21 protein-coding genes are annotated in these 14,954 nt (G+C 23.0%); 13 read left to right on the top strand and 8 right to left on the bottom strand.

Features of this window, described 5'->3' with window-relative positions; all coding sequences use genetic code 4:
* The first annotated feature begins 148 nt into the window (after positions 1-148).
* Positions 149-1,269, top strand: a protein-coding gene (locus tag ACQH26_RS09075; protein ID WP_425381867.1) for an IS3 family transposase whose coding sequence is annotated in 2 segments (ribosomal slippage) — positions 149-419 and positions 419-1,269 — 1,122 coding nt in all. Because the reading frame shifts where the segments join, the coding sequence is not laid out codon by codon here.
* On the opposite strand, the gene ACQH26_RS09070 is transcribed toward ACQH26_RS09075, so the two are convergent.
* The 6 genes from ACQH26_RS09070 to ACQH26_RS09045 form a co-directional block, all read right to left on the bottom strand.
* Positions 1,256-1,510, bottom strand: a complete 255-nt coding sequence (locus ACQH26_RS09070) for a hypothetical protein (protein WP_425382308.1) — start codon at positions 1,508-1,510, stop codon at positions 1,256-1,258. The genes ACQH26_RS09075 and ACQH26_RS09070 overlap by 14 nt on opposite strands.
* Before the next feature lie 115 nt (positions 1,511-1,625).
* A complete protein-coding gene (locus tag ACQH26_RS09065; RefSeq protein ID WP_425382307.1) occupies positions 1,626-2,105 on the bottom strand; it encodes an IS630 family transposase in 480 nt (159 codons plus the stop codon).
* 40 nt (positions 2,106-2,145) lie between these two features.
* Positions 2,146-2,505 carry an IS630 transposase-related protein gene (locus ACQH26_RS09060; protein WP_425382301.1) on the bottom strand — a complete coding sequence of 120 codons (360 nt, stop codon included), beginning with the start codon at positions 2,503-2,505 and terminating at the stop codon, positions 2,146-2,148.
* Between the two features lie 207 nt (positions 2,506-2,712).
* Positions 2,713-3,228, bottom strand: a complete 516-nt coding sequence (locus ACQH26_RS09055; RefSeq protein ID WP_425382306.1) for a hypothetical protein — start codon at positions 3,226-3,228, stop codon at positions 2,713-2,715.
* Between the two features lie 69 nt (positions 3,229-3,297).
* The gene (locus ACQH26_RS09050; RefSeq protein WP_425382305.1) at positions 3,298-3,507 is read right to left on the bottom strand and encodes a hypothetical protein; all 210 of its coding nucleotides are present in this window, start codon (positions 3,505-3,507) and stop codon (positions 3,298-3,300) included.
* A 56-nt stretch (positions 3,508-3,563) separates the two neighbouring features.
* Positions 3,564-3,761 carry a hypothetical protein gene (locus tag ACQH26_RS09045; RefSeq protein ID WP_425382304.1) on the bottom strand — a complete coding sequence of 66 codons (198 nt, stop codon included), beginning with the start codon at positions 3,759-3,761 and terminating at the stop codon, positions 3,564-3,566.
* A gap of 295 nt (positions 3,762-4,056) precedes the next feature.
* Between ACQH26_RS09045 and ACQH26_RS09040 the strand changes: the two genes are divergently transcribed.
* The 7 genes from ACQH26_RS09040 to ACQH26_RS09010 all read left to right on the top strand — a co-directional run bounded on the left by ACQH26_RS09040 (position 4,057) and on the right by ACQH26_RS09010 (position 10,102).
* On the top strand, positions 4,057-5,415 hold the full coding sequence (locus ACQH26_RS09040) for a DEAD/DEAH box helicase (RefSeq protein WP_425382303.1): 1,359 nt from the start codon (positions 4,057-4,059) through the stop codon (positions 5,413-5,415).
* A 19-nt stretch (positions 5,416-5,434) separates the two neighbouring features.
* Positions 5,435-6,334 carry a deoxyribonuclease IV gene (locus ACQH26_RS09035; protein ID WP_425383111.1) on the top strand — a complete coding sequence of 300 codons (900 nt, stop codon included), beginning with the start codon at positions 5,435-5,437 and terminating at the stop codon, positions 6,332-6,334.
* Positions 6,334-7,431 carry a nicotinate-nucleotide adenylyltransferase gene (locus ACQH26_RS09030; protein ID WP_425382302.1) on the top strand — a complete coding sequence of 366 codons (1,098 nt, stop codon included), beginning with the start codon at positions 6,334-6,336 and terminating at the stop codon, positions 7,429-7,431. The genes ACQH26_RS09035 and ACQH26_RS09030 overlap by 1 nt, the downstream gene beginning before the upstream one ends.
* A gap of 167 nt (positions 7,432-7,598) precedes the next feature.
* Positions 7,599-7,958 carry an IS630 transposase-related protein gene (locus tag ACQH26_RS09025; RefSeq protein WP_425382301.1) on the top strand — a complete coding sequence of 120 codons (360 nt, stop codon included), beginning with the start codon at positions 7,599-7,601 and terminating at the stop codon, positions 7,956-7,958.
* Between the two features lie 40 nt (positions 7,959-7,998).
* Positions 7,999-8,424 (top strand): IS630 family transposase, encoded by a 426-nt coding sequence (locus ACQH26_RS09020; protein WP_425381899.1) that lies wholly within the window; start codon positions 7,999-8,001, stop codon positions 8,422-8,424.
* A gap of 374 nt (positions 8,425-8,798) precedes the next feature.
* Positions 8,799-9,608 carry a DNA-methyltransferase gene (locus ACQH26_RS09015; protein ID WP_425382300.1) on the top strand — a complete coding sequence of 270 codons (810 nt, stop codon included), beginning with the start codon at positions 8,799-8,801 and terminating at the stop codon, positions 9,606-9,608.
* Between the two features lie 158 nt (positions 9,609-9,766).
* Positions 9,767-10,102, top strand: coding sequence for a hypothetical protein (locus ACQH26_RS09010; RefSeq protein ID WP_425382299.1), 336 nt, complete (start codon positions 9,767-9,769; stop codon positions 10,100-10,102).
* Here the strand turns inward: ACQH26_RS09010 and ACQH26_RS09005 are convergent.
* Together ACQH26_RS09005 and ACQH26_RS09000 are read right to left on the bottom strand one after the other, a co-directional pair.
* Positions 10,095-10,583 carry an IS630 family transposase gene (locus ACQH26_RS09005; RefSeq protein ID WP_425382141.1) on the bottom strand — a complete coding sequence of 163 codons (489 nt, stop codon included), beginning with the start codon at positions 10,581-10,583 and terminating at the stop codon, positions 10,095-10,097. The two genes, ACQH26_RS09010 and ACQH26_RS09005, sit on opposite strands and share 8 nt — an antisense overlap.
* A gap of 40 nt (positions 10,584-10,623) precedes the next feature.
* Positions 10,624-10,983: a helix-turn-helix domain-containing protein gene (locus ACQH26_RS09000; protein WP_425382298.1), complete on the bottom strand. Its 360-nt coding sequence runs from the start codon at positions 10,981-10,983 to the stop codon at positions 10,624-10,626.
* Between the two features lie 228 nt (positions 10,984-11,211).
* Between ACQH26_RS09000 and ACQH26_RS08995 the strand changes: the two genes are divergently transcribed.
* The 5 genes from ACQH26_RS08995 (at position 11,212) to ACQH26_RS08975 (ending at position 14,927) form a co-directional block, all read left to right on the top strand.
* The gene (locus ACQH26_RS08995) at positions 11,212-13,047 is read left to right on the top strand and encodes an ABC transporter ATP-binding protein (RefSeq protein ID WP_425382297.1); all 1,836 of its coding nucleotides are present in this window, start codon (positions 11,212-11,214) and stop codon (positions 13,045-13,047) included.
* 84 nt (positions 13,048-13,131) lie between these two features.
* Positions 13,132-13,488, top strand: coding sequence for a hypothetical protein (locus ACQH26_RS08990; protein WP_425382296.1), 357 nt, complete (start codon positions 13,132-13,134; stop codon positions 13,486-13,488).
* Positions 13,489-13,619: 131 nt separating this feature from the next.
* Positions 13,620-14,180 (top strand): hypothetical protein, encoded by a 561-nt coding sequence (locus tag ACQH26_RS08985; RefSeq protein ID WP_425382295.1) that lies wholly within the window; start codon positions 13,620-13,622, stop codon positions 14,178-14,180.
* A complete protein-coding gene (locus ACQH26_RS08980) occupies positions 14,158-14,565 on the top strand; it encodes a hypothetical protein (RefSeq protein ID WP_425382294.1) in 408 nt (135 codons plus the stop codon). Before ACQH26_RS08985 ends, ACQH26_RS08980 begins: the two co-directional genes overlap by 23 nt.
* The gene (locus ACQH26_RS08975; RefSeq protein WP_425382293.1) at positions 14,532-14,927 is read left to right on the top strand and encodes a hypothetical protein; all 396 of its coding nucleotides are present in this window, start codon (positions 14,532-14,534) and stop codon (positions 14,925-14,927) included. The genes ACQH26_RS08980 and ACQH26_RS08975 overlap by 34 nt, the downstream gene beginning before the upstream one ends.
* The last annotated feature ends 27 nt before the right edge of the window (positions 14,928-14,954 follow it).

The following is a 14,954-nucleotide window of genomic DNA, read 5'->3' as shown; positions in this document are numbered from 1 at the left end:
AAAATTGACTTCTTAAATAAAGTTAAAATAAAATAGAAGGATGAAAAAATGAAAAAAATATTGACAGCATTATGGATGGGTTACACTTTATTGGACACTAATTACGTAGACAAGTGAACAAATTAGTTGAAAGAAAGGAACTATAATTATGGCCAATATTAATTCATATACCGATGAATTTAAAAAACAAATAGTAGCTTTATATCAAAGCGGCAAATCAGTATCTTACCTTGCTAAAGAATATAATGTTACAAGAGCAGCTACTTATAATTGAATTAAGCAATTTACTAATTCAGGTAGTTTTAAAGCTAAAGATAATCGTTCTGTTGAAGAAAATGAATTAATTAAATTAAGAAAAGAATTAAAACAATTACGAATGGAAAATGATATTTTAAAGCAAGCAGCACTAATAATAGGCAGAAAATAGAAATTATTACAAACAATAAGTTTAAATATAAAATTCGCACAATGTGTCATTTTTTAAAAATTTCTAAATCAACATATTATTTTAATTTAAAGAAAAAAGAAAATAAAATTCAAAATAATATTTATGATGAAGCTATTATTAGTGCTTTTAAAGAAAATAAATGTGTTTATGGAACAAGAAGATTAAAAGTAATATTAGAAAACCAAGAAATTTATTTATCAAGACGAAAAATTAAAGAAATTATGAATAAGCATAATTTAATATCAAAATACACTAAATTATCATTCAAAAATCATAATAACAAAGTAAATGATGAAAAAATCACTAATCTTGTGAATAGAAACTTTAATAATAGGCTTAAAAATGAAGTTATTGTCAGTGATTTAACTTATGTTCAAGTTAATGGTAAATGAAACTATATTTGCTTATTAATTGACCTATTTAACCGCGAAATTATTGGACATAGTGTAGGTACTAGAAAAGATGCCTTATTAGTACATCAAGCATTTATGCAATCAAATCGCTGTTTAAAAGATATTCAAATATTTCATAGTGATTGTGGTAATGAATTTAATAATAAAATTATTGATAAACTTTTACTAGCATTCAATATTACTCGCTCTTTAAGCAAAAAAGGTTGTCCTTATGACAATGCTGTTGCTGAAGCAACTTTTAAAACTTTCAAAACTGAATTTATTAATGATAAAAATTTTAGATCATTAATCCAATTAAAATTAGAATTATTTGATTACATCAATTGATACAACAACATAAGAATCCACAGCACTTTAAACTACTTAACTCCAGTTAATTATCAAAAACAAATGTCTACCAAAAAATAGTCCTAAAAAGTGTTGCCATTCCACTAGTTTTATTAATATTATTATTTAATCTTTTTTCAAAATTTTGAATTTTTATATCAATTTCATGATATCAAGTGGTATCTACAACATTCCAAAGTGGTTCTTCTACTCAAGCGTGGTACATTTTTCTTTCTTCAAATTCTTCTGGAAGTTTTATTTTTTCTTTAATTTCGGTAATTAATTTATATATACTTTTTATTTTTTTAACTTTACTATACATATCTTTTAATCTTCCTTTCAAAAATAAAAAACTCATATACTTTAAAAATTAAAATAATGAGTTGAAAACTTAAATTAAGTTTAAAGAATTATATCATAATATATAGCTAACTAAATTAATGTTTACTCATATCTTGAAAAACAAAATCAATCGCTTTTTTAATATTTGGTCAATAATTTGGTAATATTTTTCTTATATTATGTTTTATAGCAAATCAAAAATGTTCAATTGGATTTAAATTAGGAGAATATGGCGGAAGAAATAATAGTTTGCATCCAGCATTTTCAATTAATTGTTGTGTTAATTTAGATTTATGAAACGTTGCATTATCTAAAACTATAATTTGTCCACGCTTTAATACTGGAATTAGTTTATTTTTAACATATGATTCAAAAATTTTACTATTGCAATGTCCTTCAAATGCTCATAAGGCTTTTAATTTACCTTTATTTAGTGAACCAATTATACTCATTCTCTTTATTTTATATGCGGGTTTATTATCAAATAATCTTTTACCTTTTTCAGATCAACCATATTTATAAAATTCATTATCATCAATTCCAGATTCATCAATATATACTAAATCTTCATTCATTATTTTAGCTATTTCTTTTAAAAAATCTTCTTGTTTATTTTTATCTCTTTGTTCATATAGAAAAGTTTTTTTTATATGTATAATTTAGTTTTTTAAAATAGTTATAAACTGTTTCTTTAGTCATATTTCCAAATTTATCAATTACTTTTTGAACTGTAACATCTTTATTTTCTGCTAAATAATTTTTTAATTCATCTAAATCCTTTATTTTGTGGCTATGTCCTTTTTGATAATTCAAAATTGGTTTTATATGCCTAGTTTCTTTTTTTCTTTTTCTTCATAAAAATAAAGTCTTTCTAGTGATATTGAACACTTTACAAATTTCTTTAATTTTCATATTTTTACTTTTATAAGCTTCTATTACTTTTCTTCGTAAGTCTTCACTGTATGGTTTTGGCATAATTTAATCTTCCTAATCTATTTTAATTATTGCTGAATTGTACTTTTAAATTCAAAAACTGTTTAAATTACATATTATTATTTTACATTATTTATGAGTAAATATTACTTTAGTTAGCTATATATGGTATTTGGTATTAAATTTTATACATATTTTTAAAAATAAGAAAATAGTTATAAAAAAATAAAACTACTCAATTGAGTAGTTTTATTTATCTTCTTCAATTTTTACTGTCATTTCTTGATCATCAAAAACAAATTTAACTTTTTTATCATCTTCTTTATTAACAACATCACTGGCTTTATCATTTTTTTTATCTTCAAATAAAGGTTTTGGTTTTTTCTTTAATTCTTTTTCATTTTTTAAATAATATTTTTGAACTATATCAAAAAGCTCATTATTTAAACTACCATCTTTATATCTCTTTTTAAATTTATAAAAATACTTATAACGCTTATCTAGAATTATTGATTTAATTTCATTAAAGAGTATAAAAGCATTTCTACTTGAAAATTTATAATTATTTTTACCTATTTTTACTAAATTATCACTTATAATATTGTTTATTTTAAACTTAAATCTTTTTCTTTTAAAAAGAAAAATAACTAAAATAAAAATAAAAGTTATTATTAATAATAATATTGATAATCCTATTATTATTCAGTCCTTTATTGAAAAATCTGATCAATTAACTAAAAACATTATATTTAAATTATTTTGCATATAAATAACCCCCTAAATTTTCTTAATATATAAATTTGCGTGATTTTATAAACAAGTTCTTCTTATTTTTTATTTTGGATAAATTACATTTAAAATTACACTTCCAATAACTAAAGGGTCATCATAAGTCATTTCAACTGTTAAAGTAGTTGGTTTAATGTTCATATTATTATATTTTAAATCACCTAAAATAATTTTTTCTTTTATTAAATTTGATTGTTGATTATTTTCAATTAATCTCTCCTTAATAACCTCTTTTACAGTTTCTGGACTTGTCATTCTCAATTTGTCTTCAGGTTTTAATTGCAGATTTGTTTTGTTTTTGAAAATTACTACTAAAATTCGTTTATTATCACTAATTGATGATTGTTTAGAAATCAAATCATTTGATTTTTTTTATTTTTTTCTTCCTCTTCTTCTTCTTTTTCTCCTTCTGTTTCAGCAATAGCTGTCATACCACCAGCAATGGTGGCTCCAATTAAAGCTGCAGAGCCGATAAGACCAACAATAATTTTTGTTGATTTCTTCTTCATCTTCTTCTGACATAAATTACAAACCCCTTTTCTAAGCCCTTAAATTTTTTCTAAATTAATTTTACATGATTAAAAATATTCTATTGACATTTTACTTTTATTAGAGTAGAAATTTAGATAAACAATTAGTTGTATAAATTACTGATGTGTTTTTTTATTTTTTGAAAATTAATAATCTTAAACATTAAAATAGTAATTATTATTACTTTTAATAAAGTTTTTTATCTTTTTTTTTAAAGAACTTAGTAAAAATAAGATAAAATATTAATATTGCATTAAAGAAAAAGGTGAACGTATGTCATTTCAACAATTTAATTTACAACCATGACTAATTGAAAATTTAAAAAAAGAAAAACTAATTAATCCAACATCAGTCCAAACCGAAATTATTCCTTTAGCATTAACTAATAAAAACTTAATTATTAAAAGTGCTACTGGTAGTGGTAAAACTCATACTTATTTAATTCCAATTTTAAATAATTGTAATGTTACTTTAAAAGTAACACAAGCAGTTATTATTACACCTACTCGTGAACTTGCTCAACAAACGTTCAATTTTTTAAAAGCTTTAATCAAAGATCAAAATATTAGCATTGCTTGTTTAGTAGGTGGCAAAGATATTATTCGTCAAAGTAATAATTTAAGTAATAATCAACCACAAATTGTAATTGGCACTCCAACTAGATTAAAACGTTTATATGAACTTAATATGTTAGCAATTACTACTACTAACACTTTAGTTATTGATGAATGTGATATGTTATTTGATATGGGATTCATGGAAGATTTAGATTTTTTAATTACTAAAATGAATAAAAATACTCAAATTATGACTTTTTCAGCAACAATATTACCCCAACTAGTTACTTGATTAAAAAAATATATTACTAACGCTACTACAATTAGTATTGATAATAAATCTCAAAAAATTCAACATATTTTTATTAATCGTCATCATCAAGATAGTAAAAAACAACTACAGTCATTATTAGCAATGTTTGATCCTTATTTATGTTTAATTTTTGTTAATAACAAAGAAAATATTGAAGAAATTGCAAACATCTTAATTGAAGAAAATAAAAAAGTAGCAATCTTACATGGTGGATTACCAGCACGAGAACGTTCTCAAACTTTTAAACGTATTAAAAATTTTGAATATCAATATGTTGTTTGTTCAGATATCGCAGCACGTGGTATTGATATTGAAGGGGTATCTCATGTTATCTCTTTACAATTACCGACAAATAATCTAGAATATTATTTTCATCGAGCAGGGCGAACAGGACGAGCTAACTATTCAGGTATTTCTTATGTATTTTATGATAAGAGTGATAATTCTACTATTCATAAGTTAAAAAATTTAAATGTTCCAATAGAATACTATAAAATTAAAGATAATAAGTTACTACCAGAAATTACTAATGACAACATCGTTGCTCATAAACGAAAAATAGAAAGAAATAAAGAAGAGCAATATGTTATTAATCGCTTTAAAAAAAATAAAAATGTAACTCCTGGTTATAAGAAAAAATTTAATAAAGATTTAGAAGCAATAAAAAAAGAAACAAGAAAACAACACATTAAAGCATCAATTAAGAAAATTAAAAAAACACAAGCAATTGCAAGAAGAAAAAAACTTTTTGATGAAAATTAATAATGAAAGAGGAAGCAAGATGGAAAATGACAAATTAATTATTGGATCTCATGTTTCAATGAAAGCACCAAAATATTTATTAGGTGCTCTTGAAGAAGCTCTAAGTTATAATGCCAATACGTTTATGTTTTATACAAGTGCTCCACAAAATACAATTCGTAAACCAACCAAAGCATTATTTATTAAAGAATTTACAGAAAAACTAATTGAAAAAAATATTGATATTAATAATCTTATTGTTCATGCTCCTTACATTATTAATCTGGCTAATAGTATTAACAAAAGTACTTACCAATTAGCAGTAGATTTCTTACGACAAGAAATAATTCGCTGTCAAGATATTGGCATTAAAACTTTGGTTTTACATCCAGGTAGCGCTGTTGGTGCTTTACCACAAACTGCTTTAGATCAAATTGTTAAAGGACTAAATGCAGCATGTTTAGAAAAACAAACTGTAAAAATTGCTTTGGAAACAATGTCAGGAAAAGGTAGTGAAGTAGGAACTAGTTTTGAACAACTTCAATATATTATTAATAATGTAAAAAGACCCGAACTAATTGGGGTTTGTTGAGATACTTGCCACTTATCTGATGCTGGTTATGATCTTAATAATAATTTAGAACAAGTAATACAACAATTTGATCAACTTATTGGATTAGATAAATTATTAGTTATTCATGTTAATGATTCTAAAAACCCAATCAATGCTCATAAAGATCGTCATGCTAACTTAGGAATGGGTTACCTTGGTTTTCAAACTTTAATTAACATTATTTACCATCCATTGTTGCTTACTAAAATAAAAATTTTAGAAACGCCATGAATTAACGGTCATCCACCTTATTTACATGAAATTAAAATGATAAGAACAAAAAAATATAATAAAGAAATTTTAGAATCATTAGGAACTAGCAAATAATGAAAAGAATTGGTATTTTTGGTGGAACTTTTGATCCATTTCATAATCAACATTTGAACATTGCAAATACAGCCTATCATAAACTTTCACTTGATGAAGTTTGAATTTTACCAACAAAACAAAATCCGTTAAAAGATAGTGTCAGTGCCAGCGATCAACAAAGAGTTGATATGATTAATTTAGTTATTAAAAACTATTCTTGAATAAAATTAAATGATTATGAACTAACAAGTAAACAACCTAGTTATACTATTAATACTATTAACTACTTTATTGAAAACTATCCAAATCACAAATTCTTTTTTATTATCGGTTCTGATAATTTATATACCTTAAATAAATGACAAGGAATTGAACAGTTAATTAATTTAGTTAAAATTATTGTTGTTAATCGCCCTCATTATCGTAAAACATTAGAACTAATGTCAAAATACAAGTGTCAAAATTTAGTAGTTCGACCAAGTAGTGATATTAGCTCTGCCAAAATTAGAAATGGTGAAATTATTAATCAAATTGATATTAAAATTAATGATTATATTAACAATAATTTAATATATAGTTATGAGCGTTTAAAAGCAAATTTGGATAACAATAGAACTGAACATTGTATTAATGTTGGTAAAATGGCTGTTAAATTAGCAATCCATTATAATGAAGATGCTAATAAAGTGCTAATTGCTGGAACTTATCATGACCTTTGCAAACAATGAAGTAAAAATAAAATGACTAAATATTTAACAAAATATAATAAAGAAATTTTACAAGAACCATTTCCAGTTTGACATGGTTATGTAGCAGCATTGTATTTAAAAAATCATTATCAGTACCATGATGATTTAGTTCTTCGTGCAATTGCTAAACACACTACTGGTGCAACCGAAATGAAACCTTTAGAATTAATAGTATTATTAGCAGATAAAATATCAATTGAACGTAACCATTATTATGTTGAAGAATTAAGAAAACTTGCTTTTCAAGATTTAACTGTTGCTTTTAAATACTATCTAGAAATTTTAAAAAAATATTTACTAGAACAAAAAAAACCATTAAATAATAAGTTTTTAACAATATATGAAGCGTGAAGTAATAAAAATTAACAAATAGTATCTATAGTAAAATACTTATTTATTAATTATTTAATATATAGCTAACTAAAGTAATATTTACTCATAAATAATGTAAAATAATAATATGTAATTTAAACAGTTTTTGAATTTAAAAGTACAATTCAGCAATAATTAAAATAGATTAGGAAGATTAAATTATGCCAAAACCATACAGTGAAGACTTACGAAGAAAAGTAATAGAAGCTTATAAAAGTAAAAATATGAAAATTAAAGAAATTTGTAAAGTGTTCAATATCACTAGAAAGACTTTATTTTTATGAAGAAAAAGAAAAAAAGAAACTAGGCATATAAAACCAATTTTGAATTATCAAAAAGGACATAGCCACAAAATAAAGGATTTAGATGAATTAAAAAATTATTTAGCAGAAAATAAAGATGTTACAGTTCAAAAAGTAATTGATAAATTTGGAAATATGACTAAAGAAACAGTTTATAACTATTTTAAAAAACTAAATTATACATATAAAAAAAACTTTTCTATATGAACAAAGAGATAAAAATAAACAAGAAGATTTTTTAAAAGAAATAGCTAAAATAATGAATGAAGATTTAGTATATATTGATGAATCTGGAATTGATGATAATGAATTTTATAAATATGGTTGATCTGAAAAAGGTAAAAGATTATTTGATAATAAACCCGCATATAAAATAAAGAGAATGAGTATAATTGGTTCACTAAATAAAGGTAAATTAAAAGCCTTATGAGCATTTGAAGGACATTGCAATAGTAAAATTTTTGAATCATATGTTAAAAATAAACTAATTCCAGTATTAAAGCGTGGACAAATTATAGTTTTAGATAATGCAACGTTTCATAAATCTAAATTAACACAACAATTAATTGAAAATGCTGGATGCAAACTATTATTTCTTCCGCCATATTCTCCTAATTTAAATCCAATTGAACATTTTTGATTTGCTATAAAACATAATATAAGAACCTGTTTAGGATCTTTTTAATAGAATTTAACTAAAACAAGAAATAATCATTTATAAATAGGTACTTAACCAATAATTTATTTTCTTTTTCATTTTTTTGTTAAAAAGATTTTATCATTTGAAAACTTATCGACTAAAAATCTATTTTTTATTATAAAATAACCATTATAATATAAATTTTATTAAAAATTAATCAAAAAAGATCCTAAACAGGTTCTAAGAAAAATATTACCAAATTATTGACCAAATATTAAAAAAGCTATTGATTTTGTTTTTCAAGATATGAGTAAACATTACTTTAGTTAGCTATATAATATTAAAGAAAAGGGAAGTTTAATAAACTAAATAGTATTGTAATAATATAAACAAATAATTGTAACTAAGGAGTACTAATAATGAGTTTAGTGAGTAAAGAATTAGAAACCAAAAATGGAAAAACAGTTAAACTTAAAATAGATAATTCAAATTCAAATCAAGTTAAAAAAATAAATCTTATTTTTGGAGATAGTTTTGTTGAAATGAAAAAAATGAAAAATGAATTAGTTGATTTTATTTTTATCGATCCACCTTATTTTTTATCAAATGATGGTTATAGTGTTAACGCCGGCAAAAGAACATCTGTTAATAAAGGTGAATGAGATAAAAGTAAAGGTTTTCTTGAAAATTATAAATTTCATCAAAAATGAATTAAAGAATGCAAAAGAATTTTAAAACCAAATGGAACTTTAATAATTACCGGAACTTATCATTCTATTTATATTTGTGGTTTTATTTTACAAGAACTAAATTTTCACATTCTTAATGATATAGCTTGATACAAACCTAATTGTACACCTAATATTGGTTGTAGAAATTTTACTGCTAGTCATGAAACATTAATATGAGCAAAAAAAGATAGCAATTCTAAACATGTTTTTAATTACAAAGATATGAAATATTCTAAATGAGAAGAAGATAATTTTAAGAATGAAGATAAGCAAATGCGAAGTGTTTGAGCAATAACTACTCCTAAACCATTTGAAAAAATTTATGGTAAACATCCTTCACAAAAACCATTAGATCTTTTAAAAAGAATTATAATTGCTTGTACTAATGAAAATGATATTGTCTTAGATCCGTTTATGGGTAGTGGCACAACTGGTCTTGCATGTAAAATGCACAATAGAAATTTCATAGGAATTGAAAATAATATTGAATATTATTAAATAAATTTGTTGTTTGTGTCGCAAATACAAAAACTGGTCTCGCTTTTGAAGGAGAAAAAGAGTTATATTCATTTTTTAAAAAACAGGAAAATTATGAAATTAAAAATATGATTGGAATTCACAATTTAAAACGAAATGATGCATTTGAATTGTTTTATATGGGAGAACATGTTGCTAATATTTTCAAAAAACATGCAATCTATGTTTATTTAGAAAAACACCACAATTTAAACTGAAATTACTTTTTATCAAAAAAATTACTACCAGATGACAGTATTTTTGTATATAAGAATAATACTTTTTTCATTATTGAAATTAAAACACAAAATGTTGCTGGAAGTGTTCATGAAAAACTACAAACTTGTGATTTTAAAAGAAAACAATGACAAAAACTTTTATCAATATTAAATTGCAAAATTGAATACTGATATTTATTAAGTGATTGATTTAAAAAACCAGAATATAAAGATACTTTAAATTATATAGCTAACTAAAGTAATGTTTACTCATATCTTCAAAAACAAAATCAATCGCTTTTTTAATATTTGGTCAATAATTTGGTAATATTTTTCTTATATTATGTTTTATAGCAAATCAAAAATGTTCAATTGGATTTAAATTAGGAGAATATGGCGGAAGAAATAATAGTTTGCATCCAGCATTTTCAATTAATTGTTGTGTTAATTTAGATTTATGAAACGTTGCATTATCTAAAACTATAATTTGTCCACGCTTTAATACTGGAATTAGTTTATTTTTAACATATGATTCAAAAATTTTACTATTGCAATGTCCTTCAAATGCTCATAAGGCTTTTAATTTACCTTTATTTAGTGAACCAATTATACTCATTCTCTTTATTTTATATGCGGGTTTATTATCAAATAATCTTTTACCTTTTTCAGATCAACCATATTTATAAAATTCATTATCATCAATTCCAGATTCATCAATATATACTAAATCTTCATTCATTATTTTAGCTATTTCTTTTAAAAAATCTTCTTGTTTATTTTTATCTCTTTGTTCATATAGAAAAGTTTTTTTTATATGTATAATTTAGTTTTTTAAAATAGTTATAAACTGTTTCTTTAGTTATATTTCCAAATTTATCAATTACTTTTTGAACTGTAACATCTTTATTTTCTGCTAAATAATTTTTTAATTCATCTAAATCCTTTATTTTGTGGCTATGTCCTTTTTGATAATTCAAAATTGGTTTTATATGCCCAGTTTCTTTTTTTCTTTTTCTTCATAAAAATAAAGTCTTTCTAGTGATATTGAACACTTTACAAATTTCTTTAATTTTCATATTTTTACTTTCATAAGCTTCTATTACTTTTCTTCGTAAGTCTTCACTGTATGGTTTTGGCATAATTTAATCTTCCTAATCTATTTTAATTATTGCTGAATTGTACTTTTAAATTCAAAAACTGTTTAAATTACATATTATTATTTTACATTATTTATGAGTAAATATTACTTTAGTTAGCTATATAATAGATAGTAATTGTCGTTATTTTTTTAATTATATTCCATTAAAAGAATTGGGTTTACCACTATAACAAATAAAAATAAATTATTAATAAGGAGATCAAATATTATGTCCAAAAAAAATAAAACAAAAATTACTGCTTCGCCGACAAAAGAAAAAACAACAGCAAAAATAAAAAAAAGCATGACTAATTATAACGAACTAAAAATAAAAAAAAGTGGTTTCTTAAGCGCAGTTATTAAATACTTTAAAAAATATCCGCTACTTTATCTAATTGCAATACTAACCACTATTGCTTCTTCAATAATTTCAGTAATTATTCCTAAAATTACTAATAATTTTTTAGCTACCCCCGATGGTTTTCAATGAGAAAAAATTACTACTTTAGCTTATATTTTAATTAGTTTACAAATTGCATCAGGATTATTTATGTACTTTCGTAATTTAACAGGAAGCATCATTGGTGTTAAAGTTGAAATTGAATATCGAAATAAAGTTTTAAAACATTTACTAGATTTAGATATGTCATATTATGAAGACCGCAAAATTGGTGACACTTTAACAAAACTAATTAGTGATACTAGTGTTATTGGTGAAAACATGCAATCTATTCCTTTAACTATGCTTAGTTCAATTGTGACCTTTTTTGGTTCAATTTACGTTATTTTTTCTTTAAATTGACAATTATCATTAATTGTTTTAGGTATTGTTTTATCAATTTTAATAATATCAGTATTAAATGTTCAAATTATTCGTTATTTAAACTATAAATGAAGAAAAGTTTATACTGAAGTTAATGCTGATATTATTGATCGACTAAATACTATTACTTTAATTAAAAGTAATGCTACAGAAAAAAGTGAAAATAAAAGATTTTCTAATGAACATCTTAAATATTACCAAGCAGCAAAAAAAACTATTACTTTTGAAAGTTTTACTAGAGCATTACTAATTACATTACTAACAGGAATTAACATTGTTGGTTTAGTTGCTGGTTTCATGTTTGTAAGTAAACACATCATTAGTATTCCAACACTAATTGCTTTTTTATTAGCAGTCAACACTTTAATTTTCCCAGTTATTCAAAGTATTCAATTCTTAGGTAATTGGGCTAAAACATCAACTTCAATTTTAAGAGTTAATGAAATTCTTAATATTAAACCAAAAATAGTTAATAAAGAAAAAACCTTACCAGTAAAACAAATTACTAGTGATATTATTTTTGAAAATGTTAATTTCCGCTATGATGAAAAAGAAGACTGAATTTTAAATAACTTCTCTTTCACTTTTGAAAAAGGTAAAAGTTATGCTATTGTTGGTGCAACTGGTGTCGGAAAAACTACTATTTCTAAGTTATTACTACGTTACTATGACCCTGCTGAAGGAAGAATTTTAATTAATAATAATACTGATTTACGTGATATTGACTTAGCACAATACTTACATCATATTGGCTATATTCAACAAGATCCACAAATTTTATTTGGTACATTTGCTGAAAACATTAGTTATACTAAGCAAGGAGCAACTTTAGAAGAAATCAAAATTGCTGCAAGTAAAGCTAACTTACATGATTACATTGAACAATTACCTAATAGTTATAATACAATTTTAGGTGAACGTGGAATTAACTTATCTGGTGGTCAAAAACAAAGAGTAGCTATCGCTCGTATCTTTTTAAAAAATCCAGAACTATTAATTTTAGATGAAGCTACTAGTGCTTTAGATAATATTGTCGAAAAGGAAATACAAGCACAATTTAATAAATTAATGATTGGTCGTACTAGTATTATTATTGCCCATCGTTTATCAACAATTAAAACTGTTGATAAGATTTTAGTTTTAGAAAAAGAAAAAGGTTTAGTTCAAGTTGGTACTTTTGATGAATTAAAAGTTAAAGAAGGTCACTTTAAACATTTATATGAAGCTGGAATTATGGGGTAAAATTTTTAATGAATCATTAATATTCCCATATTTAAATTAAAAAATAAAATTAATATTTTCAAATTTAGTAAGGAATATAATAATATGAAAAATAATAATTCCTATGAAGATAAACTTAACGCAATAGTTAAATTAGAAAGTTATATATGAATATATAAATTTTTTGGTTCAGTTTTATTAAATGAGGCTTCTAAAGAAAAAAAGTGATCTTATGATCAAAACCAAATACAAAAATTACGAAATGCTAGAGTTAATATTACAAGTATTAGTAATGATTTAATTATATTAGAAAAATCTAAATGTAGTATTATTACTAATATTAAAACTTTAGTAAATTATTTATATGATGTGTATGAACTTGTTTATTTTTCTTTTGAAATTTTAAACATATATAAAAGTAAAAATTTAACTAAAAAAAATAAAAGTAAAATAAATATTTAACTCATAATTGTAGAATTTCCCTAAAAGTACTATAATATAAATAACGATAGTTTAATATCGTTATAATTTTAATGATGATATAAACTTTATATCTTTATTAAAATTATATATTAACTTTAAAGGTATAAAATATGAGAAAAACAATAAATATTTTAACAATTGGTATTTTTTCACTAGCAACAAGTACCACTATTTTAACTAGTATGAATCACTTTAATACTAGCAAAAATGATTTACAAAAAGCAAATGCCACTACTAATCAAACATCATTATTTAATAATCAATATCAATATTTAAATAATAGTGACTGAATTACTAACCAATCAACAACCGATCATAAATTTTATAGTTATGATACTTCAGCATTAAAAAGTTACACTTTTACCAATGCTAGAAACGTCTTCTTAGTAGATACAACAAGTAACCTAGTTTATAATACCAAAGTTACTATTCCTAATGAAGATAAATCAGATATTGAAAATACAAAACAAGAAATGATTACTAAGAAGAAAGTAACATCACTTAAAAGCAATCCTAATTATTCTGATGCTTACAATTTTAGTGAATATCAACAAAATAATTTTATTGGTGACAATAATTGAACATATTTACAATTTGGTGGTCTTGAACAAAATATTGATATTTCTAACATTGCTGGTGCTTCTAAAATTGAAAATAATAACAAATCTTAGTGAGAACTTAGGATTATATTACATTGCTGATGCTGCTATTAATAATAAAATTTCTTTAGCAATAGCTTATAATATCAGCCAACAATTCATTAATAAAAGCAGTTTAAACAAACTAATTAGTAACCAATTAACAAATAATATTATTAACTTAATTGTTGAAAATACTAACATCTTTAACTTTATTAAAAATTCACCCCTTTTCCTAAATATAAAAGATTATTCATTAAACTTTATTTTTGATAATGATAATAACTTAGTAGCAATTTACTATACAAAATGAAATGTCCAAAATATAAAACAAAGTATTAACTATCATTATAAAGAAGACTTTAGCAATATTAATAAAAATGATTGATCAAAAATAGTGATCAACAAATCATTTTAAATTGAACTAAATATGCAAAAAATTGAGAACAATTTTCACAACTTTATCCTAAATTTAATTTTAATAATTCTAAACTATCAATTAATAATATGGGTACATATAAAGAAAATAATAATCTTACTGGTGATACTAATAATATTACTACTAATAAAAATATTAAATATGAACTACAAAATCCTTATAAAGTTGTAGCAATTTCTGATCTTATTATTCAACTTCCAATTATTGATCTTTATGTATACCATGATGATAATAATATTTATTATCAATGAAATGCACGTGTTACTTCATCACCAAATTTAATTGCTGGTTGTAGTTTAGCAATTGATTTAGATAATATTAGTTTTCAATTTAAAAAATAATTAAATTTAATATATAAAAAATGATGC

The sequence above is a fragment of the Spiroplasma endosymbiont of Melieria omissa genome (assembly GCF_964031175.1).
Lineage (GTDB): Bacteria > Bacillota_I > Bacilli_A > Mycoplasmatales > VBWQ01 > Spiroplasma_E > Spiroplasma_E ixodetis_A.
This window is presented reverse-complemented; position numbering and strand designations above follow the sequence as displayed.